This is a genomic window from Klebsiella sp. 28, from assembly GCF_018223905.1.
In the GTDB taxonomy this organism is placed as follows: domain Bacteria; phylum Pseudomonadota; class Gammaproteobacteria; order Enterobacterales; family Enterobacteriaceae; genus Klebsiella; species Klebsiella pneumoniae.
The window spans coordinates 1-22,316 of the sequence record NZ_JAGRQY010000088.1 but is presented as its reverse complement, the minus strand read 5'-3'; the positions used below and the strand labels follow the sequence as shown (position 1 = coordinate 22,316).

General features: G+C 57.5%; 16 protein-coding genes and 3 pseudogenes. 7 read left to right on the top strand and 12 right to left on the bottom strand.

The window, feature by feature from the left end:
* Window positions 1-39 precede the first annotated feature (39 nt).
* The 6 genes and pseudogenes from rmf to rlmKL all read right to left on the bottom strand — a co-directional run bounded on the left by rmf (window position 40) and on the right by rlmKL (window position 7,949).
* Window positions 40-207, bottom strand: coding sequence for a ribosome modulation factor (rmf, locus tag KHQ28_RS15285; RefSeq protein WP_002898396.1), 168 nt, complete (start codon window positions 205-207; stop codon window positions 40-42).
* A 253-nt stretch (window positions 208-460) separates the two neighbouring features.
* Entirely contained in the window at window positions 461-1,024 is a 564-nt protein-coding gene (gene pqiC, locus KHQ28_RS15280) for a membrane integrity-associated transporter subunit PqiC (RefSeq protein WP_002898392.1), read from the bottom strand.
* Entirely contained in the window at window positions 1,024-2,661 is a 1,638-nt protein-coding gene (gene pqiB / locus KHQ28_RS15275) for an intermembrane transport protein PqiB (RefSeq protein WP_002898390.1), read from the bottom strand. The genes pqiC and pqiB overlap by 1 nt, the downstream gene beginning before the upstream one ends.
* Window positions 2,651-3,919 (bottom strand): membrane integrity-associated transporter subunit PqiA, encoded by a 1,269-nt coding sequence (gene pqiA, locus KHQ28_RS15270; protein WP_004147849.1) that lies wholly within the window; start codon window positions 3,917-3,919, stop codon window positions 2,651-2,653. The genes pqiB and pqiA overlap by 11 nt, the downstream gene beginning before the upstream one ends.
* A gap of 14 nt (window positions 3,920-3,933) precedes the next feature.
* A complete protein-coding gene (locus tag KHQ28_RS15265) occupies window positions 3,934-5,841 on the bottom strand; it encodes an ABC transporter ATP-binding protein (RefSeq protein WP_004147848.1) in 1,908 nt (635 codons plus the stop codon).
* 12 nt (window positions 5,842-5,853) lie between these two features.
* A pseudogene (rlmKL, locus tag KHQ28_RS15260) lies at window positions 5,854-7,949 on the bottom strand (bifunctional 23S rRNA (guanine(2069)-N(7))-methyltransferase RlmK/23S rRNA (guanine(2445)-N(2))-methyltransferase RlmL).
* Between the two features lie 99 nt (window positions 7,950-8,048).
* Between rlmKL and KHQ28_RS15255 the strand changes: the two are divergent.
* Window positions 8,049-9,158 (top strand): YcbX family protein, encoded by a 1,110-nt coding sequence (locus tag KHQ28_RS15255; RefSeq protein WP_004179196.1) that lies wholly within the window; start codon window positions 8,049-8,051, stop codon window positions 9,156-9,158.
* Here the strand turns inward: KHQ28_RS15255 and zapC are convergent.
* Window positions 9,155-9,697: a cell division protein ZapC gene (zapC, locus tag KHQ28_RS15250; RefSeq protein ID WP_002898308.1), complete on the bottom strand. Its 543-nt coding sequence runs from the start codon at window positions 9,695-9,697 to the stop codon at window positions 9,155-9,157. The two genes, KHQ28_RS15255 and zapC, sit on opposite strands and share 4 nt — an antisense overlap.
* Before the next feature lie 169 nt (window positions 9,698-9,866).
* Window positions 9,867-10,877, bottom strand: coding sequence for a quinone-dependent dihydroorotate dehydrogenase (gene pyrD, locus KHQ28_RS15245; RefSeq protein ID WP_002898303.1), 1,011 nt, complete (start codon window positions 10,875-10,877; stop codon window positions 9,867-9,869).
* A 249-nt stretch (window positions 10,878-11,126) separates the two neighbouring features.
* On the opposite strand from pyrD, the gene ssuE reads away from it, so the two are divergent.
* From ssuE to ssuB, 5 genes and pseudogenes are all read left to right on the top strand, one after another.
* Window positions 11,127-11,702, top strand: a complete 576-nt coding sequence (gene ssuE / locus KHQ28_RS15240) for an NADPH-dependent FMN reductase (RefSeq protein ID WP_002898296.1) — start codon at window positions 11,127-11,129, stop codon at window positions 11,700-11,702.
* A pseudogene (locus tag KHQ28_RS15235) lies at window positions 11,695-12,694 on the top strand (sulfonate ABC transporter substrate-binding protein). Before ssuE ends, KHQ28_RS15235 begins: the two are co-directional and overlap by 8 nt.
* Entirely contained in the window at window positions 12,654-13,799 is a 1,146-nt protein-coding gene (gene ssuD, locus KHQ28_RS15230) for an FMNH2-dependent alkanesulfonate monooxygenase (RefSeq protein ID WP_032419135.1), read from the top strand. The pseudogene KHQ28_RS15235 and the gene ssuD overlap by 41 nt, the downstream one beginning before the upstream one ends.
* A gap of 10 nt (window positions 13,800-13,809) precedes the next feature.
* Entirely contained in the window at window positions 13,810-14,601 is a 792-nt protein-coding gene (gene ssuC, locus KHQ28_RS15225; protein WP_004141755.1) for an aliphatic sulfonate ABC transporter permease SsuC, read from the top strand.
* Entirely contained in the window at window positions 14,598-15,371 is a 774-nt protein-coding gene (gene ssuB / locus KHQ28_RS15220) for an aliphatic sulfonates ABC transporter ATP-binding protein (protein ID WP_004150838.1), read from the top strand. The genes ssuC and ssuB overlap by 4 nt, the downstream gene beginning before the upstream one ends.
* A gap of 97 nt (window positions 15,372-15,468) precedes the next feature.
* On the opposite strand, the gene pepN is transcribed toward ssuB, so the two are convergent.
* Window positions 15,469-18,084, bottom strand: a complete 2,616-nt coding sequence (gene pepN, locus KHQ28_RS15215; protein WP_002898220.1) for an aminopeptidase N — start codon at window positions 18,082-18,084, stop codon at window positions 15,469-15,471.
* A gap of 326 nt (window positions 18,085-18,410) precedes the next feature.
* Here pepN and pncB point away from each other — a divergent pair, with 326 nt between their 5' ends.
* Entirely contained in the window at window positions 18,411-19,613 is a 1,203-nt protein-coding gene (pncB, locus tag KHQ28_RS15210) for a nicotinate phosphoribosyltransferase (protein ID WP_002898217.1), read from the top strand.
* 42 nt (window positions 19,614-19,655) lie between these two features.
* Here the strand turns inward: pncB and KHQ28_RS15205 are convergent, their stop codons facing one another.
* From KHQ28_RS15205 to KHQ28_RS15195, 3 genes and pseudogenes are all read right to left on the bottom strand, one after another.
* The gene (locus KHQ28_RS15205; protein ID WP_004147828.1) at window positions 19,656-20,822 is read right to left on the bottom strand and encodes a M20 aminoacylase family protein; all 1,167 of its coding nucleotides are present in this window, start codon (window positions 20,820-20,822) and stop codon (window positions 19,656-19,658) included.
* A gap of 18 nt (window positions 20,823-20,840) precedes the next feature.
* On the bottom strand, window positions 20,841-22,079 hold the full coding sequence (locus KHQ28_RS15200) for a Zn-dependent hydrolase (protein WP_004141764.1): 1,239 nt from the start codon (window positions 22,077-22,079) through the stop codon (window positions 20,841-20,843).
* A gap of 24 nt (window positions 22,080-22,103) precedes the next feature.
* Window positions 22,104-22,316 (bottom strand): annotated as a pseudogene (locus KHQ28_RS15195) (hypothetical protein); the annotation flags it as partial.

Genomic DNA, 22,316 nt, shown 5'->3' with positions numbered 1-22,316 from the left:
CCCCCGCTATGCGGAGGCTTCTTTTTTAAAGAGACAGTGTCAGGCCGTTAGTACCCTGTCCTCCATGGCTTCTCGCCAGCCTCCCAGCCACCATGAGCGTTGATTCAGGCTCTGGTATGGACACATTTCTTTCGATCTTCCCGCGATACCCGCCTGATATCCGCGTTGGTGTGCCCGTTCCAGGCGATCTCGTTTTTGTCTCTTCATGCCTCGTTTCCCTCATTCTTTGATCTGGTGGAAAAGAAAACAGTGGTCGCAAATTGTGCAGCCACGGGTTACGAATACCGCGAAAAGAAGGCAACGTCAATGCGCAAAATTCACGCCAGTGTCATATTTGTGACCTATATAAGAGTTCATTTTTTGTTCGCTCGGCGCAGCCGCCGGTAACAAACTGACCTGGCAAAAAAAATGCCGCGCGGCCCAGGTGAACCGCGCGGCAGATCATTATGATGAATTTTACTTATGGCAGACGATTAAGCTCGCTGGCAATGGCAGCCGCCTCCTGGCTCCACGCCTGCGCCAGGGTCTTGACCATCGCGTCATAACCATCCTGTTCCTGCCTGAGGACGATGTTAAACGGGCGTTTAATCAGCTGTCCCTGATGCTTCAGCAGCCACTCGCCGCTAACGATAACCCGCCCGTCATAGCGACCATGAAAGCCATTGACCGCAACGTTGAGGGTATCCTGCTCGCTCCCCAGCGGCTGGGACGACACTACCCAGCCCGGCAACTGCTGGCTGAGATTCGCCACCAGCGTAGTGCGCAGCTGCTGATCCAGCGGACTGGCCCACAGATTATTATTGGCGATCACATACTGCACGTCGGTGGTCTGATAGACCACCCCGTTACCCGCCAGATAATCCGGGATGCTGACCTGCTCTACCCACAGCAGACGTGCCCCCTGACTGGCGGCGCTCTGCGCGCCGCCCTGCACAACCGGTAGCTGATAGTATGTCTTGCTTTCCCCGCCGCTACTGCACGCCGTCAGTACGCATACGGCTGCCGCCAGTAACCATTTTTTCATTATTTCGCTCCCTTCGGCTGTGGATCTTTTTTATCCTTCGCCTCAAATACCAGCGCATTGCTCTTATCATTTAGCGTTTTCAGAACCGGCTGCAGCTCACGCAGCACCTGATCCAGACGCTGCATATCGGCCACCATCTTATTGTAGGCCGCAGAGCCCGGCTGGAAGCCCTGCATGCTACGGTTCAGCTCACGCAGCGTCGTCTGCATATCGGCGGGCAGCTGCTGCATTGACTGGCTGGAGGTGATCTTATTCAGATTATCCAGCGTGGTCTGCACGTGCTGCATCGTCTTCTCGCTCTGCGCCAGGGTGCTGGTCGCCTGCTCCAGCAGCGGATTAATCGGCAGGTTATTAATCTTATCCAGCGCATCCATCAGACGCTGCTGGATCTGTGCCAGTCCACCGCTGATGGTCGGGATAATCGGATAGCCGTTAAACTCCTGTATTTTCCCGCGCGGGGGCGCCTTCGGATAGAAGTCGAGATCGATATACAGCGCGCCGGTCACCAGGTTACCGGTTTTCAGCGAGCCGCGCAGTCCGCGGTTGATCAGATCGTCAATGTGGGCGCGAATATTCGGATCGCCGCCAAGCTGATTAATCAGCCGTTGCGGTTCAACCCGCACTTCCACTGGAATACGATAGTCATCGTTCAAACGCTGCTTCAGCCCCGGAATAAAGAACGGCACTTTGCCGACGGTGCCCAGACGGATACCGCGGAACTCCACCGGCGCGCCCGGCTGCAGGCCGCGAACCGAGTCTTTGAAGAACATGACGTAATCGATATGCTCGGTAAAGACTGAATCCTGGATGCTCTTCTGATCGTCAAACAGATGGTATTCCGTTTTATTCGCCACCGGCTCGCCGAGGTCCAGTCCTTCAGGAATATCGAAGCTCACCCCGCCGCCAAACAGCGTCGACAGCGAGCCCATCTCGACGCGCATCCCCGCCGAGGTCAAATCTACAGCGATCCCGCTGTCTTTCCAGAAACGAACGTTGGTGGTCACCAGGCGATCGTTCGGCGCATTGATGAACAGCTGGTAAGTTATACGACGTTTCTGCGTGTCGAAGGTGCTGGTTTCCACTGACCCCACGCGATAGCCGCGGAACAACACCGGATCGCCCGGCGACAGCTGACCCGCCTTGCTGCTTTCCAGCAGAATACGGATCCCCTTGGCATCCGGCGAGGCCAGCGGCGGAGAATCCAGTAGCGGATACTGAGCTGGCACCGAACCTTTCGTTCCCGGCTGCAGTTCAATATAGGCCCCGGACAACAATGTCCCAAGACCGCTGATCCCCTCGCGCCCAACCTGCGGTTTTACCACCCAGAAGACGGAATCGTTGTGCAGCAGCTTCTGCATCCCGGAATTGAGGCGGGCTTTGATTTCCACGTGGGTGAGATCGTCGGTCAGCGTCGCGCTCTCCACCACCCCAACGTCTACGCTGCGGCTCTTGATCCGGGTTTTTCCCCCTTCAATCCCTTCCGCGTTGGTGGTGATCAGCGTGACCTCAGGCCCCTGATGGCTGTAATGATAAAACAGGATCCATGCCCCGATTAGCGCAGTGACGATAGGGAAGATCCACACCGGTGACCAGTTCTTCACCTTCTGCACTTTCGCTTCTCCGCTCTTATTTTCCATGTTGTTGTATTTCCTCATGGCTTGAATCTGGCTCACGATCCCACAGTAAACGGGGATCAAATGTCATGGCTGAAAACATGGTCATCACCACCACCAGCGCAAACATGACCGCGCCGATGGCTGGATAGATATTCATTAATCCTCCCATGCGGACCAGCGCAGAGAGCACGGCGATGACAAAAACGTCAATCATTGACCAGCGGCCAACAAATTCCACCACCTCATAGATCAGATGCATGCGCTCCGAATCTCGCGCGCCGTTGCCGTTGGCGTTCCAGCATAACCAGGCGATAGCGATCATCTTCAGCGTCGGCACCATAATACTGGCGATAAAGATCACCAGCGCCACCGGATAAGAACCTTCGCTCCACAGTAAAATCACCCCGGCCATAATGGTCGATGGCATTTTATCGCCCAGCAGATCGGTGATCATGATCGGCATAATGTTGGCAGGGAGATAAAGGATAAATGACGTCACCAGCAGCGCCAGCGTCCACTGCAGGCTATTTTTGCGCCGCGCCGTTCCTTTACTGTTACAGCGCGGGCAGACGGTCTGATCGACCGGCAACACCGCCGTACAGCAGGCACAGGAGCGCAGCCCCTGACGGATACCGGTCACCCCGACCTTCAGCGGCTGGGTAATGGCCGGCATGGGGGCAATATCATCCCATAGCCAGCGGCGGTCGACGCACTGAAAAGTACGTAACTGCAGCAGGCAAAACATACACCAGGGAACAAAGCTCAGACCGATGCCGATATCACCGTAGGCCATCAGCTTGACGAAGCTCACCAGCACGCCGGCAAGAAAGATCTCCGCCATCCCCCAGGTTTTCAGTTGAAAGAGAATTCGCGCAAGGAACGTCTTCAGGCCGGCAGGCATTCTGACCCGATTAACCAGCAGCAAAATGGTGACCAGGCAAAACGCCGGCACTAATTGAACAAAGAGTAAAAAGAAAGTCCCGAGACTGGCGTAATCCTCGGTAAACAGTACGTTGGGAATTTCCAGCAGCTCTATTTCGCTACTGATGCCGCCCACTTTCATATAGATAAAAGGGAACAGGTTGGCCAGCAGCAGCATAAACAGCGCGACCAGCGCATACGCCGTGGGACGCTGGCGAGGCGCGTCCCACGTGGTGGTTAACGTTGTACCGCAGCGCGGGCAGGCGGCTTTCTGGCGATGCTCAAGCTGCGGCAAAGCCACCAGCAAATCACATTGGGGACATAGAATATGTCGCGCAGCATGATGATGATCGCACATGACAACTCCTCGGCTCAGGCGCCGTTCTTTAATCCTTCGAGATATTCCCAGCGTTCAAAGGCCGCTTCCAGCGCCTGCTCCGCTTCGGCTAGCTGCGCCAGCACCTGCTGCGTGCGATCGTGCGGTTGACCGAAGAAATCGGGATCGGCAACCTGATCCTGCAGCGTCTGCAGTTCGGCCTCGAGAGCCTCCAGCTTCTGCGGCAGTTGTTCCAGCTCGCGCTGCAGGTTATAGCTTAGTTTGTTCCCGCCGCGTTTGACAGTTTCTGCTTTTGGCTGAGCGACTTCCGTCGTTTTTTTAACGACCGTCTGCTTTTGCGCCAAAGACTGGGCCTGCTGACCGCGGGCGTCGTGATAGCCGCCGACGTACTGGCCAATACGACCGCCGCCTTCGAAGATCCAGCACTCGGTCACGGTATTGTCGACAAACTGACGATCGTGGCTCACCAGCATCACGGTCCCCTGATAGCCATCGATCAGCTCTTCCAGCAGCTCCAGCGTTTCAACATCGAGGTCGTTAGTCGGTTCATCAAGGATCAGCAGATTGCTGGGTTTCAGGAACAGCCGGGCCAGCAGCAGGCGGTTACGTTCCCCTCCGGAAAGCGCACGTACCGGGGTCATCGCTCGTTTCGGATGGAACAGGAAGTCCTGTAGATAACCCAGCACATGGCGTGGCTTACCGTTAACCATTACCTCCTGTTTGCCTTCCGCCAGGTTGTCCATCACCGTTTTATCCGGATCCAACTCCGCGCGGTGCTGGTCGAAGTAGGCGACCTCCAGCTTGGTGCCAACATGGATCCGCCCGCTGTCGGCCTGCAGCTGGCCGAGCATCAGCTTCAGCAACGTGGTTTTCCCGCAGCCGTTGGGGCCGATCAGGGCGATCTTGTCGCCGCGCTGGATCTGTGCGGAGAAATCCTTCACCAGCACTTTGCCGTCAACCTGATAGTTGACGTTTTCCATCTCAAAGACGATTTTGCCGGAACGGGAAGCCTCCTCAACCTGCATCTTCGCGCTGCCCATCACTTCCCGACGCTCACCGCGCTCGCGGCGCATCGCCTTCAGCGCGCGGACTCGGCCTTCGTTACGGGTCCGGCGCGCTTTGATTCCCTGACGGATCCACACCTCTTCCTGGGCCAGCTTGCGGTCAAATTCTGCATTCTGCAGTTCTTCGACCCGCAGGGCTTCTTCTTTATCGAGGAGATACTGATCGTAATTTCCCGGATAGGTCACCAGCTTGCCACGATCGAGGTCGACAATGCGCGTCGCCATATTGCGGATAAAGGAACGGTCATGCGAAATAAAGATAATCGTGCCTTTAAAGGTTTTCAGGAAACCTTCCAGCCAGTCGATGGTTTCGATATCGAGGTGGTTAGTGGGCTCATCCAGCAGCAGCACGCGCGGCCCACTGACCAGGGCGCGGCCCAGCGCCGCTTTACGTAGCCAGCCGCCGGACAGCGACGCCAGCTGCGCATTGGCGTCAAGGCCCAGCTGCTCAATCACTTCGTTAATGCGGCTGTCCAGCTGCCATAGTCCCAGGTTATCGAGCTGCTCCTGCAGGCGCGCCAGTTCATTTAAATTTTTGTCGCTCGGATCGGTCATCACCTGATGCGACACGTCATGGTAGGCTTTCAGATAAGCCGCCTGCTCGGCGATCCCTTCGGCGACAAAATCGTATACCGTACCAGCAACGTTACGCGGCGGATCCTGCTGCAGACGCGCCACGATCAGGTCCTGTTCATAAATGATGCGTCCGTCATCCAGCCCCTGTTCGCGGTTGAGGATCTTCATCAGGGTAGATTTACCGGCGCCGTTGCGTCCGACGAGGCAGACGCGTTCGTTATCTTCAATATGCAGCTCGGCATTATCCAGCAGCGGCGCATCGCTGAAGGAAAGCCAGGCGCCGTGCATACTAATCAGTGACATTATTTATTCCTTTCAGGCTGCGGTAATCAGCCAGCAGTTGTGGATCTGACGGTTGCGGGCAAAATCCTGCGACAGCGTTTTTTGCGAAATCTCTTGCGCCTTCAGGCCAAGCGCCGCCAGCCCGTCATGATCCATACGGAAACCGCGTTTGTTATTCGAGAACATAATGGTGCCGCCTTTACGCAGCAGACGTTTTAGATCGGTCATCAGGCGAATGTGATCGCGCTGGACGTCAAACGCATCTTCCATTCGTTTGGAGTTGGAAAAGGTCGGCGGATCGATAAAGATCAGATCGAACTGCTCGGTGCTCTCCCGCAGCCAACCCAGCACGTCCGCCTGCATCAGGCGATGCGCGCGGCCGGTCAGGCCATTGAGACGCAGGTTGCGTTCCGCCCACTCCAGGTAGGTGCGTGACATATCCACCGTGGTGGTGGATCGTGCACCGCCGAGGCCTGCGTGGACGCTGGCGCTGCCGGTATAGGAAAACAGGTTCAGGAAGTCCTTACCTTTACTCATCTGGCCGAGCATGCGACGGGCGATACGGTGGTCGAGGAACAGACCGGTATCCAGGTAGTCGGTGAGGTTGACCCACAGGCGCGCGTTATACTCCTGTACCTCAATAAAGTCGCCCTTCTCCGCCATCTTCTGATACTGGTTTTTCCCCTTCTGCCGTTCACGGGTTTTCAGCACCAGCTTGTTAGGCGCCATGTCCAGTACGGCGATAGTCGCAGCGATGATGTCGAACAGACGCTGGCGCGCCTTATGCGCGTCGACGGTTTTCGGCGGGGCATACTCCTGGACCACCACCCAGTCGGCATAGCGGTCAATGGCCACGTTGTATTCCGGTAGATCAGCATCGTACAGGCGATAGCATTCAATTCCTTCCTGGCGGGCCCATTTTTCAAACTTCTTCAGGTTCTTACGCAGACGGTTAGCAAAATCCTCCGCCAACATCGCCGGCTTGCCGCCTTCGCTCTCCGCCAGGTGATAATTCTTCTGCACGCAGTCCAGCGGGCCGTTCTTGGCTTTAAACTGCTTGTCGGCACGCAGCTGCAGGCAACTCAGCAGCTCCGGCGAAGCGCTGAATACCGACAGGTTCCAGCCGCCGAACTGACTTTTCATTATCCGGCCAAGCAGGCTGTGCAGAGCGATCAGCGCTGGCTCGCTTTCCAGACGTTCGCCGTACGGCGAACGTCNNCGTACGGGCCTTTCGGCAGCGGGTTGTTCAGTTGGGCGACGTCTTTCACGTCAAAATCGATCAGCTCGCCAATGCCGGCGCGGCGGGCGTTGCGGCGCGCGCGCTCGATTACGCGCGCGTCGACGTCTGAGCCGTAGAAGCGTGACTCATACGCTGCCAATCCCTGACGAGCGCGGGTTTGCGCTTCCGCCTTCACCTCTTTCCAGATGGCGTCATCGTGCTGCGCCCAGCCGCCAAAGCCCCAGTGGCCACGGTGCAGGCCCGGCGCGCGGTCGGTCGCCAGCATCGCCGCTTCAATCAGCAGGGTACCGGAGCCGCACATCGGATCGAGCAGCGGCGTACCCGGTACCCAGCCAGAGCGCATGACGATCGCCGCCGCGAGATTTTCTTTGATCGGCGCCATTCCGGTACCATCGCGATAGCCGCGCAGGTGCAGGCCTTCGCCGCTCAGATCCAGCGAGATGTGCGCCGTCTCTTTGTTCAGCCAGACGTTGATCCGCAGATCGGGCGACTCACGATCGACGTTCGGGCGCGGCAGATTCTTACGGGTGAAGCTGTCGACAATGGCGTCTTTAACCTTCAGCGCGCCGTACTGGCTGTTACGGATCTCGTCATTGAGGCCGCTAAAATGCACCGCGAAGGTGGCGCCAGGGTTGAACATCTCCGTCCACGGAATGGCCTGTACGCCGAGGTACAGATCCAGATCGCTGTATACGCGACATTCGCCCAGCGGCAGCATGATGCGCGAAGCCAGCCGGCTCCACATCAGGCTTTGATACAGCAGGCGCGTATCCCCCTGAAAATGGACCCCGCCCTGGACTACCTGGCAGTCCGTCGCGCCAAGCCCTTCCAGTTCAGTTTTTAACAGCTCTTCCAGCCCACGAGCCGTACTGGCAAACAGAGAATTCATATCGTCACTTTTACTTAAAGAAAATTGGTGCGCATTATAGCCAATATGTGCCCTATGTCATAAAGTTATAGGCTTATTTTTGGAACCCGGAGGCAGCGTATGGTAACGCTATCGCGACTTTTTATTCATCCTGTTAAATCCATGCGCGGCATGGGCCTGACCCACGCCTTTGCTGATATCAGCGGCCTGGCCTTCGATCGCCTGTTTATGGTCACCGAAACCGACGGGACCTTTATTACCGCTCGCCAGTTTCCGCAAATGGTGAAATTTATTCCGGCGCCGCTGCATGATGGCCTTCACCTGACCGCACCGGACGGCAGCAGCGCCGTGGTGCGTTTTAGCGATTTCGCCACGCAGGCCGAGCCGACCGAAGTCTGGGGCAACCATTTTACCGCCCTCATCGCGCCCGCCGCCGTTAACCAGTGGCTCAGCGGCTTTTTCAAGCGCGATGTCCAGCTGCGCTGGCTGGGGCCGCAGCTAACCCGCCGGGTAAAGCGCCATGATGCGGTGCCGCTCTCCTTCGCCGACGGCTACCCTTACCTGCTGGCTAACGAGGCCTCCCTGCGCGATCTGCAACAGCGCTGCCCGGCCAGCGTAAGCATAGAACAGTTTCGCCCTAACCTTGTGGTCACCGGCGCGGCGGCCTGGGATGAAGATAGCTGGAAAGTGATCCGCATCGGCGAGGTGGTGTTTGACGTCGCTAAGCCGTGCAGCCGCTGCATTTTTACCACCGTCAGCCCGGAGCGCGGTCAGAAGCATCCCGCCGGGGAGCCGCTGGAAACCTTAAAGCGTTTTCGTACCGCGCTGGACAATGGCGATGTCGATTTTGGCCAGAACCTGATTGCCCGCAACAGCGGGGTGATCCGGGTGGGAGATGAAGTGGAAATCCTTACCCGCGGCCCGGCGAAAGCCTACGGGGCAGGTGAAAGCGACGATACCCCGGCTCCCGAGGCGCAGCAGCAGGCTACGGTTGCCATCGAATGGCAGGGTCAACAGTTTACCGGCAATAACCAGCAGGTGCTGCTGGAGCAACTGGAACAACAGGGCATTCGCGTACCCTATTCGTGTCGGGCGGGGATCTGCGGCAGCTGCCGCATCCGGCTGGAAGAGGGAGAAGTGAGTCCGTTAAAGAAAAACGCGGTTGCCGGGGATGGCACTATTCTCGCCTGCAGCTGTGTACCGAAAACAGCGCTACGCCTGGCGCCTTAAACCGCCTGCCCCAGACTGTAGCTGACCGCGCTCTGCGCCGGCTGCAGTCTGTCATTCATGATTTTAATGACATCGCCCAGCTGCATGACGCGGCCGGCAAGGGTGAGACCCGGCTGAGCCAACAGACAGAGCGCGGCGTTATCGCCCGGCTCCACCACCAGTAAATTCACCTGCTCGCCGGTATCGCTCAGCCAAACGCAGGCGGCGTCGCCGCCGCTCGGCTGCCAGTGATGGGTATGGGCGATAAAGTGCCAGCTTTTCGGCATCTGCGGTTTGAGAAAACGGATGGCGGTGAGCGCGTTAAGGACTAATTCCGCCCGCTGCTCTTTCGATAGCTCGAGATCGCGACATTTTTCTTCAAAAGAGAAATAGAGCGCGGCGTCATCAACGCAAAATCCCGAAGGGGCAAAGGCATCCGGAGTCAGCATGCGCCGGGCGAAGCGCGAGCGAAATAACATGCCATTGGCCAGATCGAGCATCATGCGGTCGTGCTCTTCATCGTAATACCAACGCCAGTTATCGTCAGGTTTAATCCGCATTTTTCCCCCTGTCCCCTTTCATACGCCTCTGCAAAGTTGTTGCGACTTACCGCAGAATATTTTCTAAAATTAAGAAAAGTCTAAAATGTTTAAATAAGCAACAGTGAGGGAATATAAAACAACCAGGGCCGGAAATAAAGCCCTGGGTGGGATTCAGAGGAGGAAAAGATTAGATGTGGGTAACAATTTCTTTAATCAGCGGCGGACCTTTAAAAATAAATCCAGAATAGATCTGCACCAGCGATGCCCCGGCGGCAATCTTTTCCCGCGCGGCAATCACCGAATCAATGCCGCCCACGCCGATGATAGGCAAACGGCCATTCAGCTCAGCGGAGAGCATACGGATAATTTCAGTGCTTTTTAATTGTAATGGACGACCGCTAAGCCCGCCGGTCTCATCGCAATGTTTCATTCCCTGAACCAGGGAACGATCGAGGGTGGTATTGGTTGCAATCACGCCATCAATATTATGACGCACGAGGCTATCGGCAACCTGGATCAATTCCTCAGGCAAAAGATCCGGCGCGATCTTTACGGCGACCGGGACATATTTTTGATGCTTCTGCTGCAGCTCGAGCTGCTTATTTTTAATACCGGAGAGTAAATCATCCAGCGCTTCGCCGTATTGCAGCGTGCGCAGCCCTGGGGTATTCGGCGAGGAGATATTAATGGCGATATACCCGGCGTACGGATAGACTTTTTCCATACAAATCAGGTAATCATCTTTCCCGTGCTCAACCGGCGTATCTTTATTTTTGCCGATATTGATACCCAGCACGCCGTCAAAATGCGCCTTTTTCACATTCTCAACCAGGTTATCGACGCCATGGTTATTAAAGCCCATGCGGTTGATCAATCCCTCGGCATCAACCAGACGGAAGATCCTTGGCTTATCGTTGCCCGGCTGCGGACGCGGCGTCACGGTGCCGATCTCAATCGAACCAAACCCCATCGCGCCCAGCGCGTCAATGCATTCCCCATTTTTATCCAGCCCGGCCGCCAGACCCAGCGGGTTTTTAAAGGTTAGCCCCATGCAGGTGACAGGCCTGGCCGGTACCTTCTGGCGAACCAGCATTTCCAGCGGCGTCCCGGTGACACGGCGTAATTGTTGAAAGGTAACTTCATGAGCGCGCTCAGGATCGAGCTGAAAAAGGGCTTTACGAACGAAGGGGTAGTACATGAACTCTCCTGGATTCCCGGTGTGCAAACCGGGGGCGTATTATGTGCGATCTGTTGCGGAAAGGGAATTGACCTGCGACAAAAAATCCCCCATCAGCGCAAACGATTACCTACCCCGCGCGCCATTATGCGCTTTTCGGCTATCTAACCGCGGATAAATCATTTAGGGAAATAATGGCCCTCTGTCACACTCACTATAAATGTTATCAATTATAGATAAATGCAAACATTTAGTTATAAGGAGAGAGAGATGCGCGTCATTACGCTTGCGGGCAGCCCGCGTTACCCTTCCCGTTCCAGCGCCTTGCTGGAATACGCCAGAGAGACGCTCACCGCCGCCGATATCGAAGTCTGCCACTGGCATCTGCAGAACTTTGCCCCGGAAGACCTCCTGTACGCTCGTTTTGACAACCCGGCGCTGCAGACGCTCAATGAACAGCTGGCCGGGGCTGATGGCCTGATCATCGCCACGCCGGTGTATAAAGCCTCGTTCTCCGGCGCGCTGAAAACGCTGCTCGACCTGCTGCCTGAGCGAGCGCTGGAGGGCAAAATTGTGCTGCCGCTGGCCACCGGCGGCACCATCGCTCACATGCTGGCGGTGGACTACGCGCTGAAGCCAGTGCTGAATGCCCTCAAGGCCCAGGAGATCCTCCATGGCGTCTTCGCTGATGACAGCCAGGTGACCGATTACCAGCATAAGCCGCAGTTTACCGCGAATCTGCAGCGGCGCCTTGATGACGCCCTGGAGACCTTCTGGCAGGCGCTGCATCGCCCCAGCAGCCGTGCGCCGTCGTTAACATCTCTGCGTGGGGTGGAGCATGCTTAATCCTCTCCGCGCCCTGACTCTGGGCGGACTGCTGCTATTCTCTACGCTGGGTCACGCCGCCCCGGCGGCGCCTGACGCTCTGCGCATCGGCTACCAGAAAGGCAGCGTCAGCATGGTGCTGGCGAAGAGCCATCAGCTGCTGGAGCAGCGCTATCCGCAAACCCATATCTCGTGGATTGAGTTCCCGGCCGGTCCGCAGATGCTGGAGGCGCTGAACGTCGGCAGCATTGATATCGGCAGTACCGGCGATATTCCGCCTATATTTGCCCAGGCGGCAGGCGCCGATTTGGTCTATATCGGCGCGGAGCCGCCCAAGCCCAAGGCGGAGGTGATCCTGGTGGCGCAGGGCAGCCCGATTCATAACGTTGCTGAGTTAAAAGGGAAAAAGGTCGCTTTCCAGAAAGGCTCCAGCTCCCACAATCTGCTGCTGCGCGCCCTGCAGCTCGCTGGTCTGAAATTTAGCGATATTCAGCCGGTTTACCTTGCCCCCGCCGATGCGCGCGCCGCCTTCCAGCAGGGCAATGTCGACGCATGGGCCATCTGGGATCCGTACTACTCCGCCGCGCTGCTGCAGGGCGGCGCCCGGGTACTCACTGACGGAACCGATCTGAAACAGACGGGATCCTTCTATCTTGCTTCCCGGCCCTACGCTGAACGCAATGGCGCTTTCATTGAAGGCGTACTCGACACCTTTACTCAGGCCGATGCCCTGACCCACAGCCAACGCGCGCAAAGCATTACGCTGCTGGCGAAAACGATGGGCTTACCGGAGGCGGTGATCGCCAGCTATCTGGACCATCGTCCCCCCACCGCGGTTACCCCGGTGAGCGCCGAAACCGCCGCTCGCCAGCAGCAGACGGCAGACCTGTTCTACGAGAACAAGCTGGTGCCAAAAAAAGTTGATATCCGGGCCCGCATCTGGCAGCCCACCGCCACACAAGGAGCGAAATCATGAGTCTGAATATTTTCTGGTTTTTACCGACCCATGGTGATGGTCGTTATCTGGGTACCGAAGAGGGTGCCCGTCCGGTCGATTATGGCTATCTGCAGCAAATCGCGCAGACGGCGGATCGGCTGGGCTTCACCGGCGTGCTGATCCCGACCGGACGCTCTTGTGAGGATGCGTGGCTGGTCGCGGCCTCAATGATCCCGGTGACGCAGCGGCTGAAGTTCCTTGTCGCCCTCAGGCCAAGCGTGGTATCGCCGACGGTGGCCGCGCGTCAGGCGGCGACCCTGGACCGGCTGTCAAACGGCCGGGCGCTGTTCAATCTGGTCACCGGCAGCGATCCTGCCGAACTGGCAGGCGACGGCGTCTTCCTCGACCACACCGAGCGCTATGAGGCCTCGGCTGAATTTACCCACATCTGGCGTAAGCTGATGGAGGGAGAAACCGTCACCTTTAACGGCAAGCATCAGCGCGTTCGCGACGCCAAACTGCTGTTTCCGCCACTGCAGCAGCCGCGTCCACCGCTCTATTTCGGCGGCTCGTCTGAGGTGGCGCAGGAGCTGGCCGCTGAGCAGGTCGATCTTTATCTTACCTGGGGAGAACCGCCGGCCCAGGTGGCAGAGAAAATAGCTCAGGTGCGAGAGAAAGCCGCCCGGCATGGTCGCCAGGTGCGTTTTGGCATCCGTCTGCACGTGATCGTCAGGGAAACCAACGAGGAAGCGTGGCAGGCGGCGGACAGCCTTATCTCCCATCTTGACGACGAGACGATCGCCCGCGCCCAGGCGGCTTTCGCCAGAACCGACTCCGTCGGCCAGCAAAGGATGGCGGCCCTGCACAACGGGCGACGCGATAAGCTGGAAATCAGCCCCAACCTGTGGGCTGGCGTGGGTTTAGCGCGCGGCGGCGCCGGGACCGCGCTGGTGGGCGATGCCGCCACCGTTGCCGAACGGATCAATGAATACGCCGCGCTGGGTATCGATAGCTTTATCTTTTCCGGCTATCCGCATCTGGAAGAGGCGTACCGGGTCGGAGAGCTTCTGTTCCCCCTGCTTGACGTCGCGGTGCCGTCCATCCCGCAGCCGCAAAGCCTGCGCCTGCAGGGGGAAGCGGTCGCCAACGAGTTTATTCCGCGTAAAGTAGCGCAAAGCTGAGGAGACCGTGATGGCAAAATCAACCCATCCCCTGTTGTTACGCCTCGCCCCCTGGCTGCTGCCGGTAGGGACGGTCATTGTCTGGCAGCTGGCCTCGTCCGTCGGCTGGCTGTCGACGCGGGTGCTGCCCTCGCCGGAGGGGGTATTGAAAGCGTTCTGGACCCTCTCGGCCAGCGGTGAGCTGTGGCAGCATCTGGCCATCAGCTCATGGCGGGCGCTGGTCGGCTTCGCCATCGGCGGCTCGATCGGGCTAATACTCGGCCTGATCAGCGGCCTGTCTCGCTGGGGCGAGCGTCTGCTGGATACCTCGATCCAGATGCTGCGCAATGTCCCGCATCTGGCGCTGATCCCGCTGGTGATCTTGTGGTTCGGCATCGATGAGACCGCCAAGATCTTCCTTGTCTCGCTGGGCACCCTGTTCCCGATCTATATCAACACCTGGCACGGGATCCGCAATATTGACCGTGGGCTGGTTGAGATGGCGCGCAGCTATGGCTTATCCGGCTTCGCCCTGTTCCGTCACGTGATATTACCCGGCGCCCTGCCCTCAGTTATGGTCGGCGTGCGTTTTGCCCTTGGTCTGATGTGGCTGACGCTTATTGTCGCCGAAACTATCTCGGCGAATGCCGGCATCGGTTATCTGGCGATGAACGCGCGTGAATTTCTGCAAACCGACGTGGTGGTAGTGGCGATCATCCTTTACGCCATCCTTGGCAAACTGGCCGACGTCTGCGCCCAGCTGCTGGAACGGCTCTGGCTGCGCTGGAATCCGGCGTATCATCTTCAGGAGGCTAACGCATGAACACTGCCCGTCTCAACCCAGGTATCCCGCTGCTGCTGAACGGGGTGACGAAACGCTATGGCGACAACACCATTCTTAACGAGCTGGATCTGCATATTCCCAGCGGCCAGTTTGTGGCGGTGGTAGGCCGCAGCGGCGGCGGCAAAAGTACCCTGCTGCGCCTGCTGGCAGGTCTGGAAAAACCAAACGCCGGCGAACTGCTGGCTGGCGCGACGCCCCTGGCGGCGATCCAGGACGACACCCGGATGATGTTTCAGGATGCGCGCCTGCTGCCGTGGAAAACAGTGATTGATAACGTGGGGCTGGGGTTAAAAGGCGCCTGGCGCGACGCCGCCCTGCAGGCGTTGGCCAGCGTCGGACTTGAAAGCCGCGCACAGGAGTGGCCGGCCGCGCTGTCGGGTGGGCAGAAGCAGCGCGTTGCGCTGGCCCGCGCGCTGATCCATCGCCCGCGCCTGCTGCTGCTGGACGAACCGCTGGGGGCGCTGGATGCCCTCACCCGTCTGGAGATGCAGGAGCTGATCGTCTCCCTGTGGCAGGAGCATGGCTTTACGGTCCTGCTGGTCACGCACGACGTCAGTGAAGCGGTGGCCATGGCCGATCGGGTGCTGTTAATTGAAGAGAAGAAGATTGGCCTCGATTTAAGCGTGGATATCCCGCGACCGCGGCGCACCGGTTCGGCGAAGCTGGCCGAGCTGGAGGCTGAAGTACTGGATCGGGTGATGAAACGCGGCGACAGCGAGCGTGCGCCGCGTTTGTTTAGTCATGGCTAACTAACGTCCCCGGCCCGCGCTTCGCTCGGCCGGGCTACCAAATCGCACAGCGCTGTAGCCCCGGTAAGCGAGAGCGCAACCGGGGATTTTGCCACCGTTACGCCAGCGCCTTACTGATTTTCTCGAACAGGTCGCCAGAGAGATTCTCCAGCCCCTTCAGCTGCTCCAGCGCGGCGCGCATCAGCGCCTGTCGCTTCTCATCATAACGCTTCAGACGAATCAACGGCTCAATCAGGCGCGACGCCACCTGCGGGTTACGCTGGTTAAGCTCGGTCAGCATCTCCACCAGGAACTGATAGCCGCTGCCATCTTCAGCATGGAACGCCGCCGGGTTGCTGCTGGCGAAAGCGCCGATTAACGAGCGCACACGGTTCGGGTTGCTCATGCTGAACGAACGGTGGTTCAGCAGACCGCGCACGGTTTCCACCACGTTGGCTGCCGGGCTGGTGGACTGCAGGATAAACCACTTATCCATCACCAGACCGTCCTGATGCCATTTGTCATCGTACTCCTGCATCAGCGCATCGCGGCACGGCAACTCAGCGGCAACCGCCGCCGACAGGGCGGCCAGCGCGTCGGTCATGTTATCTGCCTGGTGATACTGCGTCGCCACCAGCTTATCGCCCAGCGTCGGTTCCGCAAACGCCAGATAGCGCAGGCAGGTATTGCGCAGAGCACGTTTACCAATATCGGCGTGCTCCACCCGATAGCTGTCGAGCTTATTGGCGTTATAAACCGCGAGGAATTCGTCCGCCAGTTCGTTCGCCAGGGTGCGGGTGAGCGCTTCGCGCACGGCGGCGATGGCGATCGGATCGATAATCGCGAACATCTCGGCGATTTCGTTGGCTGACGGCAGGGTTAAGATCTCAGCGGCCAGCGCCGGATCAATCTTCTCATCCAGCAGGATGGCGCGGAAGGCATCCGCTACGTGCACCGGCAGCGACAGCGGCTGCCCCTGCTGATGGCGGTTGACGTTCAGCTTGATGTAAGTCGCCAGCAGGCTCTGCGCCGCATCCCAGCGCGAGAAATCATTCCGCGCGTGACGCATCAGGAAGGTCAGCTGCTGATCGCTCCACTTGTATTCCAGTTTCACAGGCGCTGAAAATTCGCACAGCAGCGCCGGCACCGGCTGGAAATAAACGTTATCGAAGACGAAAGTCTGCTCGGCCTGGGTCACATTAAGCACCGGGTGTACCGGGTGACCGCCCTTCTGCAGGGGGATCACCTTGCCCTCGTTATCGTACAGCTCAATGGCAAACGGGATATGCAGCGGCTGCTTCTCGGCCTGCTCGGCGGTCGGCGGCGTACGCTGGCTGATGGTCAACGTATACTGCTCGGTCTCCGGATTATAGTCGTCATGCACGGTGACGATTGGCGTACCGGACTGGCTGTACCAGAGGCGGAAGTGCGACAGGTCGACGTTAGAGGCATCTTCCATCGCCTGCACGAAATCGTCGCAGGTGGCGGCGCTGCCGTCATGGCGTTCAAAGTACAGCTGCATCCCTTTCTGGAAGTTTTCTTCACCCAGCAGGGTGTGCAACATGCGGATCACTTCGGCACCCTTTTCATAGACCGTCAGGGTGTAGAAGTTGTTCATCTCGATAACCATATCCGGACGGATCGGGTGCGCCATCGGGCTGGCGTCTTCGGCAAACTGCAGCCCGCGCATGGTGCGCACGTTGTTGATGCGGTTCACCGCCCGTGAGCCGAGGTCGGAACTGAACTCCTGATCGCGGAACACGGTCAGCCCCTCTTTCAGGCTGAGCTGGAACCAGTCACGACAGGTGACGCGGTTGCCGGTCCAGTTATGGAAATATTCATGACCAATCACGCGCTCAATATCGAGGTAGTCTTTATCGGTGGCGGTATCGGTACGGGCCAGAACATATTTGGAGTTAAAGACGTTGAGTCCTTTGTTCTCCATGGCACCCATATTAAAGAAGTCGACGGCGACAATCATATAGATATCGAGGTCGTACTCGAGGCCAAAGCGCTCCTCATCCCACTTCATAGAGTTTTTCAGCGAGGTCATCGCCCAGGGAGCGCGATCGAGGTTGCCGCGATCGACGTACAGCTCCAGCGCCACTTCGCGGCCAGAGCGGGTGCGGAATGAATCGCGCAGGACGTCAAAATCACCGGCCACCAGCGCAAACAGATAGCACGGCTTCGGGAACGGATCCTGCCACTGTACCCAGTGACGACCGTTCTCCAGCTCCCCTTCCGCCATACGGTTGCCGTTGGAAAGCAGGAACGGGTATTTCGCTTTATCGGCGATAATTTTGGTGGTAAAGCGCGCCAGCACATCCGGACGGTCCAGATACCAGGTGATATGGCGGAAACCTTCCGCTTCGCACTGGGTGCACAGCGCTTCGCCTGACTGATACAGGCCTTCCAGCGCGGTGTTCGCCGCCGGGCTGATCTCATTGACGATGGTCAGGGTGAAATGCTCCGGCAGGCCGCCGATCACCAGCTGATTGTTTTCTTCTTTATAGTCACTCCACGGCTGGCCGTTCACCTGCAGAGCGATCAGGGTCAGATCTTCGCCGTCCAGGCGCAATGGCACATCAGACGCAGCCGCGTGGCGGGAGACCTTGCTCTCGGCCGTAACAACGGTTTTTGCGGCATCCAGGTCAAAGGTCAAATCGATATCACTAATCAGATACTCCGGCGCACGATAGTCGTGGCGGTATTTGGCTTGGGGCTGTTGTGTCATAAAAAACCTTTAGCATCTTCGGTAAAGTGTCGTCCCAGTCTATTCCTGTTGTGTCAATCGCGCTATGCAGAATCTTCATCTTTTCAACGTGAAACACGGAAATCGCTACATTTTGTTAACACTCGCGGCACGAAATGCCCTCGACCCGACGCAAAGCTTGTGGTGTGATCCATGTTCAATATATTAAACTAGGCCTCGCAAATGACCGTTAGCGTCACCATTGCTCGCCATCGCGGGACAGAGTCGGGTAATAAAGGTATACTCCGCCTCCATTTTCCGCGTTGGTTTCGATGGAACGCTCCAGTGAGAGGATGCTACTGCGCACCATGACACAATTCACTTCTCCTGTACTGCACTCGCTGCTTGATACGGATGCCTATAAGCTGCACATGCAGCAGGCTGTCTTCCACCGCTACGGCGATGTGCATGTGGCGGCGGAGTTTCGCTGCCGCGGAGACGACCTGCTCGGCATCTATGCCGACGCGATCCGCGAGCAGGTGGAGTCCATGCGCGACCTGAGGCTGCGGGATGATGAATATCGCTGGCTGTCCACCCTTCCCTTTTTTCGCCAGGATTACCTCAACTGGCTGCGCGATTTTCGCTATGACCCGAGCCAGGTCACGGTCAGCAATGACAATGGTAAGCTGAACATTCGCCTTACCGGCCCATGGCGGGAAGCCATCATGTGGGAAGTCCCGCTGCTGGCGGTGATAAGCGAGTTGGTCCATCGCTATCGTTCACCAGAGATGGGCGTCGATCAGGCGCTCAACACGCTGGAACATAAGCTAGGCGACTTCGCCACCATGACCGCTGACCTCGACATGAGCGCCTTCCGTCTGATGGACTTCGGCACCCGCCGTCGTTTCTCACGCGAGGTGCAGGAAGGTATTGTGCGGCGTCTGCAGCAGGAACCATGGTTTGTCGGCACCAGCAATTACGATCTGGCGCGCCGTCTGAATTTAACCCCGATGGGTACCCAGGCCCATGAGTGGTTCCAGGCCCACCAGCAGATCAGCCCCAGCCTTGCCAGCAGCCAGCGGGCGGCCCTTGCCGCCTGGCTGGAAGAGTATCCCGACCAGCTGGGGATCGCGCTGACCGACTGCATCACTATGGATGCGTTCCTGCGCGATTTCGGTCCGGAATTCGCCACCCGCTATCAGGGGTTGCGCCACGATTCCGGCGACCCGGTGGAATGGGGAGAAAAAGCTATCGCCCATTATCAGAAGCTGGGTATCGATCCGCTGAGCAAAGTGCTGGTCTTCTCCGATAATCTCGACCTGGCCAAAGCCGTCGATCTGTACCGCCACTTCGCCTCGCGGGTGAAGCTCAGCTTTGGGATTGGCACCCGTTTAACCTGCGATCTGCCGCAGGTTAAACCGCTCAATATCGTGATTAAGCTGGTGGAATGTAATGGCAAGCCGGTGGCGAAACTCTCCGACAGCCCGGGGAAAACCATCTGCCACGATAAGGCCTTCGTCCGCGCCCTGCGCGAGGCTTTCGACCTGCCGCCGATTAAAAAGGCAAGCTAAAAAACATGGCCCGACGGCATTCTGCTATCGGGCCAATCAATATCACTCCTGCGGCAGACGGGCTCTGACGACCTCGGCAAAATACTCCGCGCCAGTTAGCAATATCTCATCATTAAAGTCGTAGCAGGCATTATGCAACGGTGTATTGCCCTGAGCATCTGAACTATCGCCGTTGCCTAAAAAGATGAAACAGCCGGGGATTTTTTGCAGAAAAGCGCCAAAATCTTCCGAAATCATCATCTGTGCGACGTTGCCGTCCACCTTCTCAGCCCCTACCACGTTAATCGCAGCGGTGACCGCTACATCAACGCATTGCTGCCAGTTCACCGTTGGCGCAAATTCATGGGTATAGCTGAACTGGCACGTCGCACCGTGCATCGCGCAAATCGCTTCGCTAATGGTACGCATTCGTTCTTCGAGCAGCATCTGCACCTCCGGTGCAAAGCTGCGCGTATCCCCTTTGATTTCGACGTGCGTCGGAATCGCATTGCGGATGCCATCGGTGTGCAGTTCAGTACAGGAAATGACCGCTGGCACGTTCGGATCAACATTTCGCGAAACAATTGTCTGCAAAGCCAGGATGATTTCCGCCGCAATGACCAGCGGATCTTTCGCCATATGCGGCCGCGCCGCATGCGCTCCCTGCCCTTTAATACGAATAATAAAGTTATCTTCACTGGCCATAATGCCACCGACTCGCGTGGCGATAGTCCCGGCTTTCATACCCGGCATATTATGCAGACCGTAGATTTCCTCTATGCCAAAGCGTTCAATAACGCCATCGTCCATCATCGCTCTGGCGCCATAGCCAGGTTCCTCAGCAGGCTGAAAAACAAAGCAGACCGTGCCGTTAAAATTCTGCCGCTGCAATAGCAACTGCGCCGCGCCCAGCGCAATGCAGGTATGACCATCATGTCCGCAGCCGTGCATCCGCTCGGCGGTCATGGAGCGGTAAGACCAGTCTCCCTGTTCGGTCAATTGAATGGCATCGATATCGGCACGAATAGCGATAACGCCCTTCCCGTCGCCGCATTTCAATCTCCCCACCACCCCGGTTTTGCCAATATCGCGGTGCACCTCAATGCCCATAGCTTCGAGCTTTTCGGCAATAAACCGTGAAGTATTCTGCTCCTCGAAGGCGCTTTCCGGATGGGCATGCAAATAGTGACGCCAGGCGATAAGCTGCTGCTTTAGCTGTTGCTGATTCATTCTCTGCTCCTGTAAACATTAGTCCATACGCTGGGCGCGCTGTAAAACCACCTGCAGCAGCACATTGGCGCCAGCAATCAGATCTTTGGCTGCGCTATGTTCTTTGACGTTATGGCTAATGCCATCGACGCAGGGGACAAAAATCATCCCGGCGGGACATACCGACGCCATAAATTGTGCATCGTGTCCGGCGCCGCTTGGCAAACGTCGGTAACTGAGCGCCTGACGCTCCGCCTCGGCTTCCACCGCATTGACGATCTCATCGGCAAAAATGACCGGATTAAAGCGCACCAGTGAGCGGCTGGTTATCTCCACGCCCTCTTCCTGCGACGTTTTCGCGACAAATTCGGCCAATTGCTGCTCCGCCAGACATAAGATCGCATTATCGGTATTGCGGAGATCCACTGACATGACGACATGGTTGGGAATGACGTTGATCAGATTAGGCTTCACGCTGAAATGTCCAACGGTAGCTACCTGATTACCACCAAGGCTTAGCGCCAGCTCACGGGCAAAAACAGCGATTTTCGCAGCCGCCAGCCCGGCATCACGTCTCATGGACATTGGGGTAGTACCCGCATGATTCGATACGCCTCTCAGGGTAAATTCCTGCCACGAAATACCCTGTACGCCGGTAACCACGCCAATATCAATCTGCTCTTTATCAAGAATTGGTCCCTGTTCGATATGCAGCTCAACGTAGCTATCTACCGCCATATCTCCCGGCTGACGTTCGCCTTTATAACCAATGTTACGCAGCGCTTCATCGAGCGTGATACCGTCGAGATCTTTTGCCGCGAGCGCCTGCGCCAACGGATACTCGCCGGCAAACACCACGCTGCCCATCATATCGGGCTGAAATCGCACCCCCTCCTCGTTAGTAAAGAAGGTTACCGCCAACGGTCGTCGGGTGCGGATCCCGGCATCCTGGAGGGTGGCAATCACCTCAAGGCCGGCCATAACGCCGTAGTTGCCATCGTATAACCCACCTGTGGCGACGGTATCGATATGTGACCCCATCATCACCATCGGCAACGTCTCCTCGCCGTGATAAACGCCGGTGACATTGCCGATAGCATCAATTGACACGCTCAGGCCCAGCGCCTTCATGCGGGCTACAACAAAGTCCCTGCCGGCTTTATCTTCGGCAGTCGCTGCCAGGCGGCATACACCGCCGCCTGGCAGCGCACCATGTTCGCCAAGTGCATACAGGGAATCGATAAGCCGTTGGCCGTTAATCTGCAGATAATGACTCATATAACATCTCGCTAATAATGGTGGTTATTGGAACATGCCGTAAAAAATGGCAGATACGGTGATAAGACCGATCAGGGTGACGAAAACGTTGCTCGCTTTACCGCGCCAGGGGGCAAGCACCGGTAATTTATGAATGGCGTACATAGGCAACAGCAGCAGAATTGCCGCCCCGGTGGGACCGCTGATGCATTCGATAATACCGAGGATACTGGGGACCGTATTCTGCAAGAACGGTGA

What these genes read in the sequence shown, in the direction of transcription:
- rmf (WP_002898396.1), bottom strand. Translation starts at nt 207, where the DNA reads ATGAAGAGACAAAAACGAGATCGCCTGGAACGGGCACACCAACGCGGA.
- pqiC (WP_002898392.1), bottom strand. Translation starts at nt 1,024, where the DNA reads ATGAAAAAATGGTTACTGGCGGCAGCCGTATGCGTACTGACGGCGTGC.
- pqiB (WP_002898390.1), bottom strand. Translation starts at nt 2,661, where the DNA reads ATGGAAAATAAGAGCGGAGAAGCGAAAGTGCAGAAGGTGAAGAACTGG.
- pqiA (WP_004147849.1), bottom strand. Translation starts at nt 3,919, where the DNA reads ATGTGCGATCATCATCATGCTGCGCGACATATTCTATGTCCCCAATGT.
- KHQ28_RS15265 (WP_004147848.1), bottom strand. Translation starts at nt 5,841, where the DNA reads ATGTCACTGATTAGTATGCACGGCGCCTGGCTTTCCTTCAGCGATGCG.
- KHQ28_RS15255 (WP_004179196.1), top strand. Translation starts at nt 8,049, where the DNA reads ATGGTAACGCTATCGCGACTTTTTATTCATCCTGTTAAATCCATGCGC.
- zapC (WP_002898308.1), bottom strand. Translation starts at nt 9,697, where the DNA reads ATGCGGATTAAACCTGACGATAACTGGCGTTGGTATTACGATGAAGAG.
- pyrD (WP_002898303.1), bottom strand. Translation starts at nt 10,877, where the DNA reads ATGTACTACCCCTTCGTTCGTAAAGCCCTTTTTCAGCTCGATCCTGAG.
- ssuE (WP_002898296.1), top strand. Translation starts at nt 11,127, where the DNA reads ATGCGCGTCATTACGCTTGCGGGCAGCCCGCGTTACCCTTCCCGTTCC.
- ssuD (WP_032419135.1), top strand. Translation starts at nt 12,654, where the DNA reads ATGAGTCTGAATATTTTCTGGTTTTTACCGACCCATGGTGATGGTCGT.
- ssuC (WP_004141755.1), top strand. Translation starts at nt 13,810, where the DNA reads ATGGCAAAATCAACCCATCCCCTGTTGTTACGCCTCGCCCCCTGGCTG.
- ssuB (WP_004150838.1), top strand. Translation starts at nt 14,598, where the DNA reads ATGAACACTGCCCGTCTCAACCCAGGTATCCCGCTGCTGCTGAACGGG.
- pepN (WP_002898220.1), bottom strand. Translation starts at nt 18,084, where the DNA reads ATGACACAACAGCCCCAAGCCAAATACCGCCACGACTATCGTGCGCCG.
- pncB (WP_002898217.1), top strand. Translation starts at nt 18,411, where the DNA reads ATGACACAATTCACTTCTCCTGTACTGCACTCGCTGCTTGATACGGAT.
- KHQ28_RS15205 (WP_004147828.1), bottom strand. Translation starts at nt 20,822, where the DNA reads ATGAATCAGCAACAGCTAAAGCAGCAGCTTATCGCCTGGCGTCACTAT.
- KHQ28_RS15200 (WP_004141764.1), bottom strand. Translation starts at nt 22,079, where the DNA reads ATGAGTCATTATCTGCAGATTAACGGCCAACGGCTTATCGATTCCCTG.